This is a genomic window from Bernardetia sp. ABR2-2B (genome assembly GCF_037126435.1).
In the GTDB taxonomy this organism is placed as follows: domain Bacteria; phylum Bacteroidota; class Bacteroidia; order Cytophagales; family Bernardetiaceae; genus Bernardetia.
In genome coordinates this window covers 1,666,792-1,687,909 of record NZ_CP147020.1, presented here as the reverse complement: position 1 = coordinate 1,687,909, position 21,118 = coordinate 1,666,792, and the positions used below count along the sequence as shown (strand labels likewise).

15 protein-coding genes are annotated in these 21,118 nt (G+C 31.7%); 9 read left to right on the top strand and 6 right to left on the bottom strand.

Going from position 1 to position 21,118, the window contains the following annotated elements; all coding sequences use genetic code 11:
• Positions 1–65 precede the first annotated feature (65 nt).
• The 4 genes from WAF17_RS07005 to WAF17_RS06990 all read left to right on the top strand — a co-directional run bounded on the left by WAF17_RS07005 (position 66) and on the right by WAF17_RS06990 (position 6,203).
• Positions 66–2,789, top strand: a complete 2,724-nt coding sequence (locus WAF17_RS07005) for a tetratricopeptide repeat protein (protein WP_338768069.1) — start codon at positions 66–68, stop codon at positions 2,787–2,789.
• Between the two features lie 136 nt (positions 2,790–2,925).
• Positions 2,926–4,464 carry a bifunctional metallophosphatase/5'-nucleotidase gene (locus WAF17_RS07000; RefSeq protein ID WP_338768066.1) on the top strand — a complete coding sequence of 513 codons (1,539 nt, stop codon included), beginning with the start codon at positions 2,926–2,928 and terminating at the stop codon, positions 4,462–4,464.
• A 195-nt stretch (positions 4,465–4,659) separates the two neighbouring features.
• Complete coding sequence (locus WAF17_RS06995) at positions 4,660–5,586, top strand: diacylglycerol kinase family protein (protein WP_338768063.1); 927 nt, start codon at positions 4,660–4,662, stop codon at positions 5,584–5,586.
• Positions 5,587–5,672: 86 nt separating this feature from the next.
• Entirely contained in the window at positions 5,673–6,203 is a 531-nt protein-coding gene (locus WAF17_RS06990; RefSeq protein ID WP_338768060.1) for a hypothetical protein, read from the top strand.
• Between the two features lie 126 nt (positions 6,204–6,329).
• Here WAF17_RS06990 and groL read toward each other — a convergent pair whose 3' ends face one another.
• Positions 6,330–7,979, bottom strand: coding sequence for a chaperonin GroEL (gene groL, locus WAF17_RS06985; RefSeq protein ID WP_338768058.1), 1,650 nt, complete (start codon positions 7,977–7,979; stop codon positions 6,330–6,332).
• Positions 7,980–8,170: 191 nt separating this feature from the next.
• Complete coding sequence (locus WAF17_RS06980; RefSeq protein ID WP_338768055.1) at positions 8,171–8,449, bottom strand: co-chaperone GroES; 279 nt, start codon at positions 8,447–8,449, stop codon at positions 8,171–8,173.
• A gap of 353 nt (positions 8,450–8,802) precedes the next feature.
• On the opposite strand from WAF17_RS06980, the gene WAF17_RS06975 reads away from it, so the two are divergent.
• Both WAF17_RS06975 and WAF17_RS06970 read left to right on the top strand, forming a co-directional pair.
• Positions 8,803–12,756: a DNA methyltransferase gene (locus WAF17_RS06975; RefSeq protein WP_338768052.1), complete on the top strand. Its 3,954-nt coding sequence runs from the start codon at positions 8,803–8,805 to the stop codon at positions 12,754–12,756.
• 111 nt (positions 12,757–12,867) lie between these two features.
• On the top strand, positions 12,868–13,158 hold the full coding sequence (locus tag WAF17_RS06970; protein WP_338768049.1) for an RNA-binding protein: 291 nt from the start codon (positions 12,868–12,870) through the stop codon (positions 13,156–13,158).
• A gap of 170 nt (positions 13,159–13,328) precedes the next feature.
• Here the strand turns inward: WAF17_RS06970 and WAF17_RS06965 are convergent, their stop codons facing one another.
• Entirely contained in the window at positions 13,329–14,138 is an 810-nt protein-coding gene (locus WAF17_RS06965) for a prohibitin family protein (protein ID WP_338768046.1), read from the bottom strand.
• Between the two features lie 619 nt (positions 14,139–14,757).
• On the opposite strand from WAF17_RS06965, the gene WAF17_RS06960 reads away from it, so the two are divergent.
• On the top strand, positions 14,758–15,297 hold the full coding sequence (locus WAF17_RS06960) for a phosphoribosyltransferase family protein (protein ID WP_338768043.1): 540 nt from the start codon (positions 14,758–14,760) through the stop codon (positions 15,295–15,297).
• Positions 15,298–15,447: 150 nt separating this feature from the next.
• A complete protein-coding gene (locus WAF17_RS06955) occupies positions 15,448–17,127 on the top strand; it encodes an AMP-binding protein (RefSeq protein ID WP_338768040.1) in 1,680 nt (559 codons plus the stop codon).
• A gap of 127 nt (positions 17,128–17,254) precedes the next feature.
• On the opposite strand, the gene WAF17_RS06950 is transcribed toward WAF17_RS06955, so the two are convergent.
• The 3 genes from WAF17_RS06950 to WAF17_RS06940 all read right to left on the bottom strand — a co-directional run bounded on the left by WAF17_RS06950 (position 17,255) and on the right by WAF17_RS06940 (position 19,716).
• Positions 17,255–18,355: a DUF6688 family protein gene (locus tag WAF17_RS06950; RefSeq protein ID WP_338768038.1), complete on the bottom strand. Its 1,101-nt coding sequence runs from the start codon at positions 18,353–18,355 to the stop codon at positions 17,255–17,257.
• Between the two features lie 6 nt (positions 18,356–18,361).
• Complete coding sequence (locus WAF17_RS06945) at positions 18,362–18,886, bottom strand: hypothetical protein (protein WP_338768035.1); 525 nt, start codon at positions 18,884–18,886, stop codon at positions 18,362–18,364.
• A 137-nt stretch (positions 18,887–19,023) separates the two neighbouring features.
• Positions 19,024–19,716 carry an OmpA family protein gene (locus WAF17_RS06940; RefSeq protein WP_338768033.1) on the bottom strand — a complete coding sequence of 231 codons (693 nt, stop codon included), beginning with the start codon at positions 19,714–19,716 and terminating at the stop codon, positions 19,024–19,026.
• A gap of 362 nt (positions 19,717–20,078) precedes the next feature.
• Here WAF17_RS06940 and WAF17_RS06935 point away from each other — a divergent pair, with 362 nt between their 5' ends.
• Positions 20,079–21,026 carry an FKBP-type peptidyl-prolyl cis-trans isomerase gene (locus WAF17_RS06935; RefSeq protein ID WP_338768031.1) on the top strand — a complete coding sequence of 316 codons (948 nt, stop codon included), beginning with the start codon at positions 20,079–20,081 and terminating at the stop codon, positions 21,024–21,026.
• The last annotated feature ends 92 nt before the right edge of the window (positions 21,027–21,118 follow it).

The following is a 21,118-nucleotide window of genomic DNA, read 5'->3' as shown; positions in this document are numbered from 1 at the left end:
ATTAATCAATCAAAAAATATCCAAAATAATCCTACTTAAATAGTTTTTCATTTTTATACCACCTAATGAAACTAGCATTTATTTCTATAAAAAATAATAGTATAATTACTTATTCTCCTTCAATAAAAATAAGTAATTGGTTAGTTTTCTTGTGTGTAAATATATTTCTTTTTGTATTTTTGTCTTTTTCTGTTTTGGCACAAGAAGATTCTCCGTCTTATCATCTAGAAAAAGGAAATTACAATCAAGCGATTCGACATGCACAGACAGCTTTGAAGAATAATAATAATGCCTTCCAAAGAGGAAAACTACTGACAGTTATCTCTAGGGCATACCGTTATCAAAACGATTATTCTACAGCTCTTAATTATGCCGTTCAAGCAAATACGCAATTTGAGAGAGTGGAAGAAGACAAAGAAAAAGCTGTTTTAGGAAAAGCCGAAGTCTTTACAGAAATCGGACTTTTATATCAAAATTGGTTTGCTTATGATAAAGCAATAGAAAATTTTGAGAAGGCAAAACAGATTTATAAATCTAATAATAAGGATAAAGAAATAACGGAACTCAATAGAAAAATAGCTCATAATCAGTTTTTGAATGGAGATTATGAAAAATCTGAACAAAACTATATAAAGCTATTAGAAGAAGACAAAAAAACAGGAAATAAAGGGCTTATATCATTTTCTTTAGGAAAATTGGCTATTGTAAGTAGAGTAAAGCACCCAGAAAACTCTCTTAAATATTCTATTGAAAAGTATAACTTAGAAGTAGAAAAAGGAGATAATTTAGAGCAAGTAGCTTTTGCTGCCAATAGCATTGGATATTTGTATAGACAGTTAGAGCAAGAAAAAGAAGCTATTTCTTATTTCGAAAAAGCTCTTGAAGCACTTGGAAAAATCAAGAAAAAAGATGAGGTTGTTTTTAATAACTTGGGTGTAACTTACACTGCGCTCAAAAAATTTTCTGCTGCACAAGCTCAATATCAAGAAGCCTTAAAAATAAATGAAGAAAAAAATGATGTTGCAGCTATTGCAGAATCTTATAATTATTTAGGTGCAAATGAATACTTAGCTGCTCATGCACAAGAGGCTAGGGCAAAAGTAGGAAAGGCAATAGCGATTGCAGAAAAAAATAATCAGCAAAGCACATTGGCTGATTCGTATTTGCTTTTATCTAAAATTTGGGAATATGAAGGAGATTTCAGACAGTCTCAAGAAGCCTTCAAAAAATATACAGATATAAAAGAAAAACTAGAAGCAGCAACAGCCCAAGAGAAAGAAGAATTACAAAGACAACGCACAGAAGCTGAAAGACAAGAAACTCAATTAGTTCAATATGAAAATGATAGAGAACAAGAACGTCTAAGGTTAGAAAAAATACGTAGTGAAGCTGAAAAACAAGCAAAGGAAAATCAGCTTTTAAAGAGTGAAAGTGAGTTGCGTAAAAGTGAGATAGAAAATGCAGTGCTTCAAAGAGAACAAACTCAACAAGCTCTCTTACTTGCCAAAAATGAGCTTGATGCAGCTAAAAGAAAACAAGATATTCAAATCTTGGAAAACGAACGACGAGAAAATGCAGCTCAATTAAGAGAACAAGCTCTTGAGGCCGAGAAGCAGAAGAAAGAAAAAGAAATTCTTAAACAGCAAAATCAACTCAAAGAATTAGAAAATGAAAAGGAACGATTGGAGACTGCAAAACAAAAGTCTTCTAAATACATTGCTTATCTAATTGCTATAGCTGCTCTTGTATTATTTGGTTTTGCTCTTTTTGCGTTTATTCAAAACAAAAAGAAAAACAAAAAAATTGAGGCACAAAATGCTCTTTTAGAAAATCAGAAGAAAGAGATTGTTCAAAAACATGAAGAACTTCAAGCATCAGAAGAAGAATTGAGACAAAATTCAGAGGAACTTCAAACCACAAATGAGCAGCTTACACTTGTTAAGATGAGTATAGAGGAAAAAAATCTTGCTTTAGGAGCTTCTTTAGTAGAACTAGAAGATCAGAAAGAGATTATTGAGAAAAAAAATCAAGATATTACTTCTAGTATTAATTATGCTAAGAGAATACAAACAGCGATGCTACCAAATGTGAATAGAGTAAAAAAAGCATTACCTGAATCATTTATCTTTTTTCAGCCTAGAGATATTGTAAGTGGAGACTTTTATTGGTTTAGTCAAGTTTCTGACAAAAAGTGTATTATTGCTGCTTGTGATTGTACGGGGCATGGCGTTCCAGGGGCATTTATGTCATTGATTGGAAATGATGTTTTGAACGAAACAGTAAATGCTAGGAATATACATGAGCCAGATCAAATTCTTCATGATTTACATTTTGGAGTTATAAATGCACTTAATCAGAGAGCGACAGATAATAGAGATGGAATGGATATGACACTTTGTGTAGTTGATCAAGAAAGTAAAAAAGTTCATTTTGCAGGTGCAAAAAATGAAGTTGTTTATATCCAAAATGGAAAAGTAGAAAGATTAAAAGGAGATAAAATGCCCATTGGTGGAGAAAGACTTGATGTAGAGCGATTCTTTCATAAAGAAACAGTTGATATTACTGCTCCAACTACTTTTTATATGTTTTCTGATGGCTTTCAAGACCAATTTGGAGGAGAAGAAGGTAGGAAGTATATGAAAAAGCGATTTAGAGAATTTTTAATAGAAATTCATAATCAACCTTTCGAAGAGCAAGAACAAATCTTGAAACTAGAGTTTCAGTCGTGGTTAGGTGGAGAGTATGAGCAAATAGACGACGTACTAGTTATAGGCTTCAAGGTCAGCTAGTTTTAAGATATAAAAGTGAATTGTAATTATTTTTTCATAAATTTATAGTATTAATTAGAACACGATAAAATAGAAAGTAAACAAAAAACTTGTTTGCTTTCTATTTTTGTTTGATAAATAAAGACATCAACATACAATGAAACACTTTTCTATATCTACTTTTTGGATTTTTATTTTTTTAATTGCCTTTGCAAGTTGTCGTTCGTCTCAAAACCCATCTCAAAATAATGATGGAGATATTGTAAAACTTACTTTTCTACATATAAATGATGTCTATGAAATAGGTGGCGTAAGTGGAGGTAAGTTTGGTAATTTGGCACGAGTAGCACAGCTCAAAAAACAACTCTTGGAAGAAAATCCAAATACATATTTAATCTTGTCAGGTGATTTCTTAAACCCTTCTGTTTTGGGAACTTTAAAATTGAATGGGAAAAGAATTTCGGGTAAGCAAATGATAGATGCTATGAATGCAGCAAAAATAGACTTTGTAACCTTTGGAAATCATGAGTTTGATCTAAAAGAAAATGAAGTGTTGGAAAGAATTGATGAATCTGAATTTGAATGGATTGCTACAAATACCTTTTATTATAAAGATGAAATGATTCAACCTTTTACTAGAAACGGAAAAGAGCTTCCTACTTATCTAACAATAGAACCCAAAAACTCGGCAGGAAAAAGTATAAAAGTAGGTATTTTGGGGATTACGACAAGCTACAACCAACCTGATTTTGTGCGCTATACAGACGAATATCAAACAGCTAAAAAAGTTTCTCAAGAAATAGAAACTCAAACAGACTTCACGGTCGCACTTACACACCTTTTGGAAAATGAAGATGAAAAACTAGCAGGTGTTGTTCCTAATCTAAAACTTCTGATGGGAGGACATGACCATGAAAATATGAAGTTTACTTATGGAAAAACGATTATGGCAAAAGCTGATGCAAATGCAAGAACAGCGTATATCCATAGACTTACTTACAACAAAAAAACAAAAGAACTAAATATAGATTCGGAGCTAAAGACAATAGATAATTCGATTGGCTACGAGCCAACTGCAAAGGCAGTTATCGAAAAATGGGATGCTATTGCTGATTCCGTTTTTACTGTACAAGGTTTTACTCCAGACAAAAAAGTATATGACCTTAAAGAGCCTTTAGACGCAAGAGAAGCAACTATCAGAAATCATCAAACCAATGCAGGGACTTTAATTGTAGATGCGATGGCAAATGCTTTTCCGAGTGCAGAGATAGCTATTTTGGGGAGTGGTTCGGTGCGCTTAGATGACCAACTGACAGGAATGATTACAGAGTATGATATTTTGAGAATGCTTCCTTTTGGTGGAAAAATATACCAGTTTGAGACTTCAGGCAAAGTTTTAATTGATTTTCTGAACGCAGGATTAAAAAATAAAGGAACAGGAGGATATTTACAATATCAAGAAAAGCTAGAGTTTGATGCTCAAAATGGCTGGACGCTTAACAAAAAAGTCATTCAAGAAGACAAACAATACAAAATTGTAACAAACGATTATAACCTGACAGGCAGAGAAAATAATATGGCTTTTATGAATAAGGACACTAATAAAGAGATTACAAATGTAGTTTCGTCTAATGATATAGATAGTCCACAATCAGATATAAGAAAAGCTGTTATTGTCTATTTAGAAAAACTGTAAATTGATATATATTGCTAATGTTATACTATGTCTATCAAGTCAAATGACTATATGTAAAATTATGCTTTTTAGTTGGAAACGATATATGGATAGATTTTTAATACAAATACTTATCAATACGAGACTTATAAGTAACATCAAAATTTCTCAATAACTTGATAGATACGGTATTTCCACAAGCAACACCACAATACTATGGAATCAGAATCAACATCAATTATAGAAAACACCTTTAAAATAGAAGAAGAAAAGGCAACTAAAATTGTCTTTATCATAAACCCTGTTTCTGGAACTCAAAAAAAAGAAGACATAGTTACACTCATTCATGAAACCCTAAAGCTTTCAGGTATTCATTATGATATTGCCTACACTAATTTTGCAGGACATGCAATAGAGTTAGCAAAACAAGCTAGTGAATCCAATTATGACGTTGTGGTGGCAGTAGGAGGAGATGGGACAATCAATGAAATTGCTCAAACTCTTATCAAAACAAAGACAGCTCTGGCTATCATTCCACAAGGTTCTGGAAATGGTTTAGCACGTCATTTGGGTATCCCACTTGGTACAGAAGAAGCAATTAAAAGGTTATTAGAGCCTAAAAAAATAGTCATTGATGCAGCTACTGCAAATGGAAACTATTTTTTCTGTACATCTGGGGTTGGTTTTGATGCTCATGTGAGTGCTTCTTTTGCTTCACGTGCTTTCCGTGGATTAGGTGGGTATGCTTATTTTACTTTGAGAGAGTTATTTTCTTATAAACCTCTTAATTATACACTTGAGTTTGATAATCAACAAGTAAAAAAAGAAGCATTTTTGGTAACGTTTGCTAATGCATCACAGTATGGAAATAATGCTTACATTGCTCCACAGGCAGATATTCAAGACGGAAAGCTAGATATTTGTATTCTAAAACCTTTTCCAGCTCTACAAGCTATAAAGATTATATGGCAAGTATTTAAGCGAACCCTTCCTCAAAATGAGTATATAGAAACCTACAAAGTTTCGAAAGTAAAAATCACTTTTGATACTGCTATTCCTGCACATATAGATGGAGAGTCAAGAGGTTTAGGAACAAGTATAGAATACAAAGTTATATCAAAGGCATTGACAGTTTGGGTGTAATAATCAATTTTGCCTGTCAGAAAATCGTTGGTAAGGACACCTTAATAGCGAAGAAAAAATGAAATCAGTAATTATAAAGCTAAACTATGATTCTTCTTAAAAACTTTTATCTCAAAAATATCTCTATAATAGGTAGAGTAGCAATTGGTATTGAATGTCTAGAGTTAATGATTAAAGAGGAACTTAAAACAGATACTTTTGATTACGTAATTTCTTTTTTACAAGAATTTGTCGAAAATGAAGATATAAACATTGCAGACTGGGAAGAACTTTCAGCTGAACTAATGCCATGTTGTATAAATGATAGTAATTATTCTGTGAAAGAATTTGAAATTATAAGCGAAAATACCTATACAGAATTGAAAAAATGGTATGAAGAAATAGGAGAGGATTGTAGAGATACAATTAATAAAATAATTGAAATAGCAAGTTTATATTTTTATACAATAATACCTTTATATAGTTTTGAAACAATTATATTAACCAATGATATTCTGAACTTGTGTAAGAAAAACACAGGTTATATTCCTAATATTGATGCCTATAGAAAAATGAAATTTAGTGAAAATGGAGGGTGGGGAATCTCTATGAAAATTCAAGAAATTAAGATACAATAAATAATCACAAAAAAATAACCGTTTCCTTTTTCAAAGAAACGGTTTTGAAGTTTTGTAGCCTACATTTCCATAAAGGAATGCTAAAAATAGGCTGCAAGTTTTTTGAAAAAACTGAGAGAGTGATTCTTACATCATACCACCCATACCACCCATTCCAGCAGGAGCAGAAGGCATAGCTTCTTTTTCTTCTGGGTCATCTGCAATTACGCATTCAGTAGTAAGGAGAAGAGAAGCAATAGAAGCAGCATTTTCAAGAGCCAAACGAGAAACTTTAGTTGGGTCAAGAACACCAGCAGCTACTAAGTTTTCATACTTGTCTTCACGAGCATTGTAACCATAATCAGCTTTTCCTTCTTTTACTTTCTGAATAATCACAGAGCCTTCAAGACCTGCATTCGAAACGATAGTACGAAGAGGAGCTTCAAGAGCTTGACGGATAATATTTACACCTGTTTCTTGGTCTTGGTTTTCGATGCCATTTTGTCCAACAACAAAGTCATTCAAAGATTCTAAAGAACGGATAAATGCAACACCACCACCTGGTACTACGCCTTCTTGTACGGCTGCACGAGTTGCGTGAAGAGCATCATCTACTCTGTCTTTCTTTTCTTTCATTTCTACTTCCGTAGCTGCACCAATATAAAGAATAGCAACACCACCAGCTAATTTAGCCAAACGCTCTTGCAATTTTTCACGGTCATAATCAGAAGTTGTTTTCTCAATTTGAGATTTGATTTCATTGATACGACGCTTGATATTATCGCTTTCTCCAGCACCATTGATGATAGTAGTATTGTCTTTGTCAATAGTGATTTTTTCAGCACGTCCTAAGTAAGAAACTTCTGCGCTTTCTAATTTGTAGCCACGCTCTTCGCTGATAAGTGTACCACCTGTAAGTGTAGCGATGTCTTCCAACATTGCCTTACGACGGTCGCCAAATCCTGGAGCTTTAACAGCAGCAATACGCAATGCGCCACGAATTTTGTTTACTACCAAAGTAGCCAATGCCTCGCCATCTACATCTTCTGAAATGATAACCAAAGGTTTACCACTTTGTGCAACTTGCTCCAAAACAGGAAGAAGTTCTTTCATAGAAGAGATTTTTTTGTCGTAGATTAAGATATAAGCATCTTCTAACTCTACTTCCATTGTTTCTGTATTCGTAACAAAATAGGGAGACAAATAACCACGGTCAAACTGCATACCTTCAACAGTTTTTACTTCTGTTTCAGTACCACGAGCTTCTTCTACCGTAATTACACCGTCTTTTCCTACTTTATCCATTGCATCAGAAATCATTTTACCAATTTCCATGTCGTTGTTCGCAGAAATTGCACCTACTTGTGCTACTTCTTCAGATGATTTGATTGGGCTAGATTGTCCTTTCAAGTTCTCTACTACTTTAATAACTGCTTTATCCATACCACGTTTCAAATCCATTGGATTTGCACCAGCAGCAACATTTTTGATACCTGCATTAAAAATAGCTTGAGCCAAAACAGTTGCAGTAGTAGTACCATCACCAGCCATATCAGCCGTTTTTGAAGCTACTTCTTTTACAAGCTGTGCGCCCATGTTTTCAATAGGGTCTTTTAAGTCAATTTCTTTTGCTACTGTTACACCATCTTTAGTAACTGAAGGTGCACCAAATTTTTTGTCAATAACTACATTACGACCTTTAGGTCCTAAAGTAGTTTTTACTGCGTTTGCAAGTGCATCAACACCTTTTTTTAATTGTTCACGAGCAACTGTATCGAATGATATTATCTTAGACATAATTTTTTATTTTCTATTAAAATGTTATTGTAGAATATATTTTAAAAAATGATTTCATAGATTTGAGAGTCAAAAAATAAATCTATAAAAACTAATCTTTACATCAATTTGAAATACGAAAACTAGATTACCAAGTTTCTTCTATAAACTATCTTTAATCGTAATTTTTAATTCGTAATTCGCAATTGACTTTACACAACTGCATAAATGTCAGATTCACGCATGATTAGGTAATCTTCTCCTTCTACATTGATTTCTGTACCTGAATACTTACCATAAAGGACGTTATCGCCTACTTTTACAGTAATTGGTTCGTCTTTTTTGCCATTTCCTACTGCGATTACTTTTCCACGTTGTGGCTTTTCTTTTGCTGAATCAGGGATGATAATTCCACTTGCCGTTTTTTCTTCTGCTGCATCTGGTGCAACTAATACACGGTCTGCTAAAGGACGAATATTTATATCAGCCATAGTTGTCTAATTATTTTAATAGTGAATGAATACATAAATTTTTATGTCATCATACTTATCCTTTTAATAACTCTATTTTGAGTTTGTGCGATTTTGTATATGACACTTTCGTTGTAGTCTTTACATACAATATGCCAATACCAAAAATGATTTTTTGAGTGTAAATTTTGTCTTTTTATGGCATTTTAGAAGTAGAGAAAACTGACATTTTGTCGTATTATTTATATTTACCTACTGTCAAAATTTAGGATTTGAGTTTCTTATCAACACTTAACAAAATTCAATCATAAAACACTCAAAATTACTATCTTTGAATCTATATTTCTATAAAAAGTCTTTGAGAGCAAAACAAAATGAATAATACAGAATATTTCGCACAATTTACGGACAATACCTATTTCAATGCTTATTTTTTGGAATACAAAATGCAAGACTTTTTTGATAAAGACCACAAAGAAGATTGCCAAAAAGCTTTTGAGAATATCAAAACTCTTTATAATAAATTAGATATTGTAGCTCTTTCAGAAGCGCAATTAGAAGATAAATTTATCACAAATGTTTTGATAGAAATTGGCTATGGTTATACGTATCAAATCACAAAAAAAGTATTTGGAAAGATACACAAACCCGATTTTGCCCTTTTTGAAAGTGAAGAAATAGAACGAATAAGTGGAGGAAAAGACAAATCTAGTACAGAAAATATTTTGGCTTTATGTGAATCGAAAGCCTATACAGTCATTTTGGATAACAGAGAAACAACAACTCAAAATCCACACTTTCAGCTTTTACGTTATCAATCTGATTTGAGAATCGATTATGGTTTTCTGACAAATGGTAAAAAATGGCGTTTTTATGATATTACAAATCCAAAACAAGACAAAATTTATTTCGAAATTGACTTAGAATGGATTATTCAAAATGACGATTATAGAGCCTTTCAGTATTTTTATTATAATTTTTATAAAGAACAATTACTCAAACTTTACAACAAAAAAAGAGGTATTTCTATAAAAGAAAAAACATTTGCAGAGCTGAATCAAGAATACATCTTGGAAGTAGAAAAAGACCTCAAAGAGCTTATCTATGGTAAAGATTCTATCATCGAAACTATCGGACAGCGATTTTTTGCTCGTTATGGCAATGAATATTCTATCAAAGAAATTTATGCTAACTCTCTAGTTTTTGGGTATAGAATGCTTTTTATAGCTTATTTTGAAAGTAAATTTGGTTCAATTCTTTTCAATAAAGAAAACAATTACAAAAACTACTCTTTTCGCTCTATTTTAGCACTTTTAGAAGATGAAGAATATAAAGAAAGACCTACTAAATACCACGGTTGGAATGCTTTAAAATTACTTTTTGATTATCTCAATTATGGAAATATTGATTTAGAATTGCCACTCCTAAATGGTGGTCTGTTTGCAGAAAGTAAAGCCCCCTTATTAAAACTTCCTTTAGTGCTGAATAATCAAGATTTGACAGAAATTTTGAGTTTGCTTTTATATCACAAAACAGATAACGATGATTTCAAAACATTTAGAGATTATAAAACCCTTTCGGTTACTCATTTAGGAAATATTTATGAAGGACTTTTAGAATCCGAATTTAGACAGGCTTTTGAAGGAACATATTATCTTGTTTTTTTGGACGGAAAAACAGAAAAAGAAGGCTATTTTGATAATTATGACTATCAGAATATCAAAAAGGATAAGAAAAAAATAATTTTAGAGGAACGTTTTTATAAAAATGACGAACTCTATCTTTCCAATCAGTCTGGAAACCGAAAAACGACAGCTTCCTATTATACGCCACAAGATATTACGCATTTTATGGCAGAAGAATCTATCCAAAAACTACTAAAAGAAAGCGACGAAAAAGGCAAAAGTATTTTAGATTTGCGTTTGATGGATAATGCTTGTGGAAGTGGGCATTTTTTAATTTCTACATTAGATGTCTTAACAAGTGAAGCCCTAAAACGAATAGAAAATGGAAGTGATAAAAAATTAGAACAGACTCTAAAAACAGAAAAAGAAATCATTTTGCAAAATCTAAAAGAAATTTTGCAAGGCAAAACTTATGAAATAGATGAACTGACATTACTTAAAAGAATCCTTCTCAAAAAAAATATTTTTGGAGTAGATTTGAATGAATTTGCTATCGAACTCACTCGCCTTTCTCTTTGGTTGGATACGTTCGTTTTTGGTACGCCTCTTAGTTTTATTGAACATCACATTAAACAAGGAAATGCCCTTATTGGTGCAAGAAAAGAGGAATTATATAAAAGTTTGCAGACCGATAATAATTTATTTGCTGATTCTTTTAAGAATAAAGTAGCCAAAATTATTGAAGATTTATCAGAGCTTTCTAACTTAAAGGATACAACAGCAGAAGAGATAAAACAGTCAAAAGAAATCTATAAAAAATTAGAACCTTCATTGAATCAACTTGATTTGGCAATGAATTTTTATACCTACAAGCGTTTTGTTCCTTTTATTTTTGAAAACAAAACAGAAGCACAAAAAGAATTAGATTTGCTGAATGCTACTTTGACAGATTTTGAAGAAAAAATATTCAATAAAAAAGATGCTGCTTTAGTAGAACGCATCGAAAAAACAGCCGAGCAGTTTAGTTTTTTTAATTATGAAATTAGCTTTGCCGAAGTATTCCAAAACGGACACAGAGGTTTTGATTTGATTATTGGAAATCCACCTTGGGATGTAATGGAATTTAGTGAACCTGATTTCTTTTCTGGTTGGAGAAGTGCTTATCGAACAATGAAAAGCAAAGAAAAAGCAGTTACTCGCCAAAATGTTTTGGAGTATAAAGGTGTTCAAAATGAATATGATAACAAAAAAGCATTTCGAACGAATAGCAATGAATATTGCAAAAATTACTATCCACATAATGCAGGAGGAAAAGGTAACTTATTTCGTTTTTTCATTGAACAAAATCTAGGGTTGCTGACAAAAGACGGAACGCTTACTTATATTACTCCTTCAGCTTGGATTTATGAAGATTCTTCTATCAATATCAGAAAACATATTTTTGAAAGCTATCAATTAGAATTTTTTTATCAATTTGAAAATAGAAAAGGAATTTTTCCTGATGTTCATCGCAGCTACAAATTTGCTGTATTTCAGATTACTCAATTAGATAAAAGTATTGATAATAAAACGGGAAAGAAAAAAACGTTACCTGTTCGTTTTATGCAAACCGATACAGAAATTCTCTATAAAACAGAAACCTATGACGGAAGAAAAGGAATTTTAGAATATCCTTACGAAGATATTTATACACTTTCGCCATTGCATCACGCTCTTTTCGAAATCAAAGACCAAAAGGATTTGGATATAATTCGAAATGCTTATAAACGTTTTGAAATCATCCATCCAGATTATATTGATTTTAGAAATGAACTCAATATGACAAGTGATAGGGATTTGTTTCAAGAACAGCAACTCAAAGCAGAGGAAGGAATGATTCTGTACGAAGGAAAAATGATTCATCAATATAGCAATAACCTAGCAACACCGAATTATTGGATAAAGAAAAAAGAATTTGAGGAAAAATTGAGAAAAACAGAAGTAGGCAGGTTAGTAAACGATATTTATAAATACATTCCTTTAGAAAAAAGACTTTCTACTAAGAAAAATACTGTTTTAGGATTTTTGGGGTTGAATGAAGAAGAAGAATTAGAACAATTTGTAGTGTTGAATAGCAATTATTATCGTTTAGTTTTTAGAGATATTGCTAGAAATACGGATTATAGAAGTATTATTTGTGGAATAATCCCACCTCAAAATACATATGGAAATACGTTACAAGGTTCTATCCCAAAAAGATATACTTTCAAAAATGGAAAAATAGAAGTAGAAGAATTTTCTTTTGAAAAATTACTGTTTATTCAAGCTATTTTGAATAGTTTGGTGGTAGATTATATTATTCGTTTTCTGATTGATATTCATGTAAATAAAACGTATTTGATGCGCCTACCCATTCCACAGCCAAGTGATGCCGAGCTTTCAGAAAACAAAGTCTATCAACAGCTTATCAAAAATGCACTTTTACTTAATCTTGCCAATAATACAAACTTAGATGAACTAAAAGAAAAAGTATCTTTCAAAATACAAAAATCAGATATTCCGACTACTCAAAAACAAAAAGATAAGTTACAAGCCAAAAATGATTTGCTCATAGCAGAACTCTATGGACTGACAAAAGAACAAATAAAACACTTGACTTCTCCAACTTATTTCAAGATTCTAAATGATAAAAATAAGGCGTATTTGTCTTTGTTGGAGGAGTAAAAAATAATTGTCAATTTTTTAGTAGAAATTGTAGTTTTCTAATAAATTATCGTACCTTTGTTTCGAAGGCACAACTTAGAGCCTTCAATTTATTCTCAGTTAATTAGTTATATGAATCTTTACGTATCAAACTTGCCTTATTCTATCTCAGAAGAAGAATTAGAGGCATTGTTCTCAGAGCTTGGTGTTGTTACATCAACAAAAATTATCACAGACCGTGAAACACGTCGTTCAAGAGGTTTTGGTTTCGTTGAAATGGAATCAGAAGAAGATGGCGAAGCAGCTATCGAAGAATTGAACGGTGCTGAACTTCACGAACGTGAAATCCAAGTAAAAAAAGCCATTCCTAGAGAAAATAGAGGTGGTGGAAACTTTGGTGGTGGTCGTTCACGCAGCTACTAAACCAAGGCTATTGAGTTAGTTACCAATAGTTTAAGTTTTTACTCGCTCTATTTTTAATTGAATCAATATATTTAGTTTTCTATATCTTTATAGAAACAAAAAAAAGCAACTTTCGGAAGAGAGTTGCTTTTTTTGTTGTTTCAAAGTTGAGGGTCAAAATAAATACTATTTTATTTTCCGTCTTCATCTATCAAGAACGGAGTTTTTCCATTTGTGATAATTACTTTTGAATTATTCGATTTTGAAAGCTCTTTAAAGGCTTCTATACTCAAATATTTTAGTGTAATTTCGTTGAGTGATTCATTAATAATTTTTTGAGCATCACGGATAGCCTCAGCCTCAATTTTCATTCTTTCAGCTTCTTGTCTTTCACGTTCTAATACAAATTGCATTGTTTGCGCTCTTTGTTCGGCTTGTAGCTTTTCTTCTATTGTTCTTGAAAGATTGGGAGGAAGGTTAATGCTTTTCAAAAGTACAGATTCAATCACAAAACCTCTATCTCCCAAACGCTCCATCATTTTTTTAGCAATGGCAAGTTCTATTTCGTGGCGTTCGGAAGTATATAAATCTTTTGCAAAAAATTGAGCTGTTACATCTGCTACCGAAGAGCGCAAAACACTTCGGATAACATCTTCTCCATTTCTAACGCCAACTGTTTGGACGATTTTTATAGCATAAGCTTCTTGAATATGAAAAAGAACAGACAAATCACAGCTGATATTCAATCCTTCTTTTGTAGGTAGTGAGTTGAGGGAAGCGTACATATTGATTGTGCGTGTCGGTACTTTGACAATCTTGGTAAAAAAAGGATTATGAAAATACATTCCAGGTTGTCTTACACCTCCTTTTATTTTTCCCAAACGTTGTTTTACGCCTACTTCGCCTGGTCTGACGATGCCACAAGAAGAAAGAGAAAATGAAAAAATAGCTAGAAATAAAAAAGATAAAACAAGCTGTGAGTTAAATTTGAAGTAGTTCATGGTAGTAGAGTTTTATGAGATAAAATGAAATGGAATTTATTATTGAGATACCTAAAAAGGTAAATAGGTTGCTTTGTTATTCTTTACGATAAAAAGCTATGAAAGTATGTAAAACAAATAGTTAGTTTTTTAAAAACTGACTTTATATAATTTAATTTTAACTATTTTAAATGTCAAATAAAGTTGTTTTGTGCTTTGAAAACTGACTTTATTAAAAATTTTCATGATTCTAGTTTGCAATTATTTTCTATTACATTTAGCCTTTAGTAAATCAGTAATTTCCATTTAAAGAATCAAGAAATGAAATATTGCTTTTTAGTTTTGGCATTTGTTATAGATTTTTTAATCGTTTATTTTCTAAAACTTTTAGATAATTTATGGCTAATTCTTTCATTGCTTTGTTTGAAAATCATAGTAATTGGAGTTTTTTATTTTTCTAAAAATATAGGTAGCGTTTCAAAAAATATTCTTTGGGGAGTTTTTTATGGTTCACTACTTTTTTTGATTATCCTTATTGTATTTATTATTTGGTTATCGTTTAATTTTCCAAAATAGAATAAAAAAATTGGTATCTTAGTCTATTCAATCAAACTATTTTTCAATAAAAAAATAACCCATTTTGCAACCTGAACAAAAACCAAATAAAGAAACAGGACAGATACTGACAGCAGAACAAACGAAGCAAAAAATACGTAGATTAGCCTTTGAAATTTATGAAGAAAATTTTGAAGAAAAGATGCTTATTTTGGCAGGAATTGAGGGAATGGGAATGATTCTGACCAAAGAGCTTGCCGAAGAATTACAACAAATTTCGCCCTTAGAAATAAAACAGATTTGTGTCCGTCTGGATAAGTTACAACCTACCCAAAGTGAGGTAATTTTAGACTGTGAACCGTCTGTTTTCGAAAATCAATCTATAGTTTTAATAGACGATGTTTTGAATACAGGCAGAACATTAGCGTATAGTCTTCGTCCGTTTTTGAAAGTAAGGATTAAAGCACTTCATACAGCCGTTTTGATAGATAGAGGGCATCATTCTTTTCCTATTGCAGCTGATTTTGCAGGACTTCGATTATCAACTACTTTACAAGAACGTATCGAAGTAATTTTGTATGAAGATAATGATAATGTAAAAAAATGTGGTGTTTATTTGCATTAGCCTAAAAAAAATTCGGATTTTAAAGCATATTTCAAAATAAATTTATCTTTTGCTTCTTTATTTGTTTGATTATAACTTATAAAAGTAATATCTTGTACTATAAAAAATAGTAAAAAATCTAACTCACAATCTTACTCTTCAATATATATTATGGACAAAATTTGGCTCAAATCATACCCAGAAGGCATTCCAGCAGAAATAAATCCTGATGAATACCCTTCACTCTTAGATTTATTCGAAGAAAGCATCGCAAAATACGGCAATCAAGTTGCTTACGAAAACATGGGAGCAACACTTACTTTTAATGAATTAGATGAAAAAAGTGCAGCTTTTGCAGCTTATCTGCAAAGAAAGGGATTACAGAAAGGCGATCGTTTTGTAATTCAGTCTCCAAACTTGATTCAGTACCCAATTGCTATTTTTGGTGTTTTACGTGCAGGATTGGTTGTAGTAAATACAAATCCTCTTTATACGCCGAGTGAAATGGAACATCAATTCACAGACTCGGGTGCGAAAGGGATTCTTATTTTAGCAAATTTTGCAGCTAACCTTGAAAAAATCATTAAGCATACAAGCATAGAACATGTATTTATTACAGAAGTGGCTGATATGGTAGGAGGTTTGAAAGGCTGGGCAATGAATATGGCTGTCAAATATTTGAAGAAAATGGTACCTTCTTATTCTATCCCAAATACAATTTCTTTTACAGATGCCCTCTATGAAGGAAAAAAACACAATTATAGTAAACCAAAATTTGATTCTGGAGATGTCGCTTTCTTACAATATACAGGAGGAACAACAGGTGTTTCGAAGGGTGCAATGCTTACTCACAGAAATATTTTAGCTAACATGCAGCAGCTTGTTGCTTGGATAAATGCAAGTGATATTAAAGAAGGAAAAGAAATAGGTGTTACGGCACTTCCATTGTATCATATTTTTGCACTGACCTTCAACTGTTTTGGTTTGCTTCGTTATGGAGTGCGTAACGTTTTGATTACAAATCCTAGAGATATGGAAGGTTTTGTAGAAGAACTCAAAAAGCACAAAATAGGTATTATTAGTGGTGTGAATACACTTTTTAATGGTCTTTTGAATCAACCAGAGTTTAAGAATGTAGATTTTTCTGACCTCAAAGTTGCTTTAGGTGGTGGAATGGCAGTGCAAGAAGCTGTAAATAATCGTTGGAAAGAAGTAACAGGAAAACCTATTGCAGAAGCCTATGGACTTACTGAAACTTCTCCAGGACTTATTGTAAATCCTCTAGCTGGAAATGTACGTATTGGTTGGATTGGATTACCTCTACCAAGTACAGAAGTACGTATTTTGGATGATGCAGGAAATGATGTAGAACTCGGACAACCAGGAGAAATCTGTGGAAAAGGACCTCAAATTATGAAAGGTTATTGGGAGCGTCCAGAAGAAACAGCCAATGTAATGATAGGCGATTATTTCAAAACAGGTGATATTGGAATAATGGATGAAGAAGGTTATTTCAAAATTGTTGATAGAAAGAAAGAAATGATTTTGGTTTCAGGCTTCAATGTTTATCCAAATGAAATTGAAGGCGTAATTGCACTCAATGATAAAGTATTAGAAGTAGGAGTAATCGGAATCCCTGACCCTAAATCTAATGAAGCAATTATGGCTTGTATTGTCAAGAAAGATGATAGCCTTACAAAAGAAGAAGTTAGAGCGTTTTGTAAAGAACACTTAACAGGCTATAAAGTGCCAAAACATGTAGTCTTTAAAGAAGAGTTACCAAAATCTAATGTAGGTAAAATTCTTAGACGTATCTTGAAAGAACAAGAACTAGGAACTGAAAAAGCATAGTCAATATAATTGATTTGACAACTAAAAAGGCTTCAAGAAACAATATGTTTTGAAGCCTTTTTTCGAATAAACTAAACATTACTAAATCAACTGTGATAACCTTTACTAGTCAGAAAAATAAAAAATCTTACTTTCCATTCCCTAATTCCTCTCTATCTTTTCTATTCAAATATTGTTTTGCAATTCTGTTTTCTGGTTTTGAATCAAAAGTATAAAGCGTAAAAATAAAAATCCATTCTAAAGGCTTCATCAAAAAATAAACAGAATCAGCTACAAATTTATTATTAAAAATGCCGTAATGTTTATGAACAACATTTCCCACTTTATTATAATTTCGTCTTATGATGTTATGTAGTTTTGGGAAATTCTCTTCTATTAACTCTTCAAATGCATTGGCTACCAAAAGCTGACGATTACAAATAATCTTACTTCCTCCTCTTTCTCCATACCTAACAGGTCTTACAATATCAGAATGACCACCAGCAGCCACCGAACACAGAAAATGACCTCCACAATTTACGTTATCACACATATAATCTAGTTCTGAAAAACCGTGTTTGTAGGTATCTGTAAATGCACGAATGACCGAATCTGGTTTTTGTCCGAATAATAAAAGAAATGAAATGATAAGAATAAAAATAGGTAGAGCCAAAACTAAGAAGATAGGATATTTCAAAATTGGTTCAAGATTTAGAATTTTCCACGCTAGTCGCTCTATTGGATTACTAAGTTTTTCTATCTCAAATTTTTGAATGAAATTATATTCTAAAAACTGGGTTTGGCTTTTTATGAGCTGAAAAACAAATACAATACTAATTGGAAGGTTGCCTAATAGAGCTATTTGTTTTACTTGAAATGCCACAAAGATATTTAATACAAAACCCATCAATAGAATAGCATTAGTAAAGACCTCCAAAACAGGACTTAGTATCTTGGTTTTGAAAATAGAATACACACAAGCCAAAATAGAAACAGCCAACAAAACATAAATAGTAAGTCGGTGGTCAGGAGAAAAGGTAGCACTTTCACTACAACAATCATTTGTGCTTTTCTCCATAAGTAGAAAATACAAAACTGGAAGCCCTACGATTACCAAGACATCAATAATTTTGATTAAGATTTTATTAAAAAACCTCCTATTTATGAAAAGATAAACCAAAAACTCAATAGTAACAAGTAAGGCAGATAAAAGGCAGCAAACTACTAGTGGTATTATTATAATTTCCATTTGATTTTATTTCATAACTGGTTCAGCAAAAACACACGCTTTTACATTTCCAAAGCTTAGTGTATCAAAGTTTTGTGCCTTCTTTCGAAGCTCATCAATTGATATTTTGAGTTCTCCGATAAGGTCATCATTATTATAAAAACGCCCTGTCTTGACTCCCATTTTTTTATCAAAATCATAAAACTTGATAGTTAGTTCTGCATTTGGTTTCGTGTCTGGAATATAAAATGGTTTTACGCTATCCCATTTTGGTGTAAACTCATCTTTAATAGATTCAGACTCAAAAATACGGTCTTGTCCAAGCCAAATTTCATAATAAACATCTGGTTTGTGGTCGTAAGAAAACATATTGACAGGGTCCCAATTTTTGGCATTTGAAGGCGATTCATCTACACTCAAAAAAGTTGGTTTTATCTGTACTGCATAGGTATTTTCTGGTTGTTTTGTGCTTTCACAACTAAAGGCTAAAAATGAAAAAGAGAGCAAAAATAGAATGGAATACAAGGAAGACCGAAATGGAAACAAGTTCATAATATATAAGTTAGATTTTTTTGGATTGATAAATTAAAGCAATTCAGAGAAACTAAATTAATAAAAAAACTGACTATTGTGTGAGAATAGTCAGTTTAAATATATTTTTTTCTAAAATAAAAATCAGAATATAAATTTTATTCTTTGATAATCTTAACTTCTGTACGACGATTTTGTTGCTTTCCTGCATTCGTACTATTATCAGCAACAGGTTTGGTATCTCCATAACCTTTTGCAGTAATTCGCTTTGCGTCAATCCCTTTTTTTATTAGATAATCACGTACTGCTTCTGCTCTCTCTTGAGAAAGTTTAAGATTTGCATCTTTATCTCCTACATTATCCGTATGACCAGCAATCTCTATTTCCATTGTTTTTTTGGCTGTCATAGCTGATGCCAGTTCATCGATTGCCTTAAAAGAAGTGTTTTTTAGACTTGCTTTTCCTGTTTCGAAAAGCACATTATCAAGCGTATAAGCAGTGGCTGGTTGAAATTTCACTAATACTTTTAGTTCTTTCAGACGTGCTACATCAGGAATCTGAACTTTTTGATATTCTACATCTTTTCCAAAGTTCTTATATTTGATAAGATATTCGCTACCTTTTATCAAAACAAAAAAACATTTTCCTTCTTTATCACTAATTTTGGAAAAAACTTCATCAGTTTTGGTATTAACAAACATTACTGTTTCTCCTGGTCTTACTTTTTGTTTGAAATCTACGACAGTAGTATTTATAAGCACTTTATTAGAATCTACCTGTGCAGAAACTAAACTATTCAACCCTAATAAAAGGAAAATTGAAAGTAATATAAATGGTATTCTATTTTTCATTGTATTTTTTTGTCCTAGTAAGCTTGGTTATAATTTTTTGTTTGTCTTCCCATTGCCAAAGCAATATAAAAGACTATTTTTGTGTTTTTTCTTTTAGTGCAATGTATAGTGTGTATCTTATTTTCAAATTATACCAAAATGATACCAATTTAATTAAAGTATCTTTGTGCTATGAAAAAGCATATTATGTTTGAAAAAAGGGTAAATTATAAAAGTATAACACTATTTATTACGCTAAAATTACATCAAAAAATATCTAATTCATAGATTTTTTATTGAATATATTTTTTTTGTATAAAATAACTAAAGCTAAAATAGTTGATATTTCGGCTTCTATTCCATTTCACTATAATTTTATTTACATGAATAAATTAACTTCCAAGTCATTTATATTTATTATTTCAATTGTATTTTTATTTCTATCAAATTCTTGTACAACTAAAAAAGACAATCAAAATTGTCCAGAAGGAGCTATTTGTAATGATGAGTTAAAAACTACAGAAACAGGACTAAAATATATTCATCATATTCATTATCCCAAAAATAGAAAACCTGAATATAACGAAATAATGACAATGCACTACCTATTATTAGCAGATAATGGAGATACCATCACAGATACATATAAACTCAACGAACCTGTCGGACAACCTTTATTAAAACCTGCTTATCAAGGAGCAATAGAAGAAGGTTTCAGAATGCTAAATGTAGGAGATAGTGCCACTTTTTATGTTACTTTAGATTCTATCAAAAACAATAAATTGCCTATCGAAAAGAAAACAAGAGAGCAAATGAAGGAAATTAGGTATGTCATAAAGCTCTATAATACACAAAGTAAGGCTGCTTTTGATATGGATGAAGAGGTAAGACTTAAAAAGCGTACGCAAGAACAAATAGCCATTCAAGACAAAAAAATGGTAGAGTATATGAAAAAAGAATTAGTCTTTGAAGGAGCAAAAAAACATCCCTTAGGACTCTATTATAGATTTAAAGAAAAGGGTACAGGAATGCCAGCACAAATAGGAGACAGCGTTTCTTTTACTTATCAGACTTGGACGATTCCTTTTCAACAAGTATTAGATAAATCTAAAAAAGGCGAAACAGTAGGTTTTGTAGTAGGGGAAAGACAAGTGCTTCCTGCTTGGCAAATCGCTTTTACACAGATTGCTAATGAAGGTTCTAAATTTAGTCTTTTTTCTCCTTCTCGTTTTGCTTTCGGAAATAAAGAACATCAAGGAATACCTCCATTTACAATGATGCGCTTCGAAATGGAAGTAGTAGATATTGTAAGAAAAGATGAAATGAAATAAGTTAGGAATTGGGAATTAGATATTGGGAGTTGGATTTTTTGCAAATATTAAAAGCGTATTTTATTCTCTGTGTTCTCTGTATCTCTGTGTTT

Bases quoted from the DNA above. Each gene is read 5' to 3' on its own strand.
- WAF17_RS06990 (WP_338768060.1), top strand. From the start codon at position 5,673: ATGATTCTTCTTAAAAACTTTTATCTCAAAAATATCTCTATAATAGGT.
- WAF17_RS06940 (WP_338768033.1), bottom strand. From the start codon at position 19,716: ATGAAAAATAGAATACCATTTATATTACTTTCAATTTTCCTTTTATTA.
- WAF17_RS06955 (WP_338768040.1), top strand. From the start codon at position 15,448: ATGGACAAAATTTGGCTCAAATCATACCCAGAAGGCATTCCAGCAGAA.
- WAF17_RS07005 (WP_338768069.1), top strand. From the start codon at position 66: ATGAAACTAGCATTTATTTCTATAAAAAATAATAGTATAATTACTTAT.
- WAF17_RS06965 (WP_338768046.1), bottom strand. From the start codon at position 14,138: ATGAACTACTTCAAATTTAACTCACAGCTTGTTTTATCTTTTTTATTT.
- WAF17_RS06980 (WP_338768055.1), bottom strand. From the start codon at position 8,449: ATGGCTGATATAAATATTCGTCCTTTAGCAGACCGTGTATTAGTTGCA.
- WAF17_RS06975 (WP_338768052.1), top strand. From the start codon at position 8,803: ATGAATAATACAGAATATTTCGCACAATTTACGGACAATACCTATTTC.
- WAF17_RS06935 (WP_338768031.1), top strand. From the start codon at position 20,079: ATGAATAAATTAACTTCCAAGTCATTTATATTTATTATTTCAATTGTA.
- WAF17_RS06945 (WP_338768035.1), bottom strand. From the start codon at position 18,886: ATGAACTTGTTTCCATTTCGGTCTTCCTTGTATTCCATTCTATTTTTG.
- groL (WP_338768058.1), bottom strand. From the start codon at position 7,979: ATGTCTAAGATAATATCATTCGATACAGTTGCTCGTGAACAATTAAAA.
- WAF17_RS06995 (WP_338768063.1), top strand. From the start codon at position 4,660: ATGGAATCAGAATCAACATCAATTATAGAAAACACCTTTAAAATAGAA.
- WAF17_RS06950 (WP_338768038.1), bottom strand. From the start codon at position 18,355: ATGGAAATTATAATAATACCACTAGTAGTTTGCTGCCTTTTATCTGCC.
- WAF17_RS07000 (WP_338768066.1), top strand. From the start codon at position 2,926: ATGAAACACTTTTCTATATCTACTTTTTGGATTTTTATTTTTTTAATT.
- WAF17_RS06970 (WP_338768049.1), top strand. From the start codon at position 12,868: ATGAATCTTTACGTATCAAACTTGCCTTATTCTATCTCAGAAGAAGAA.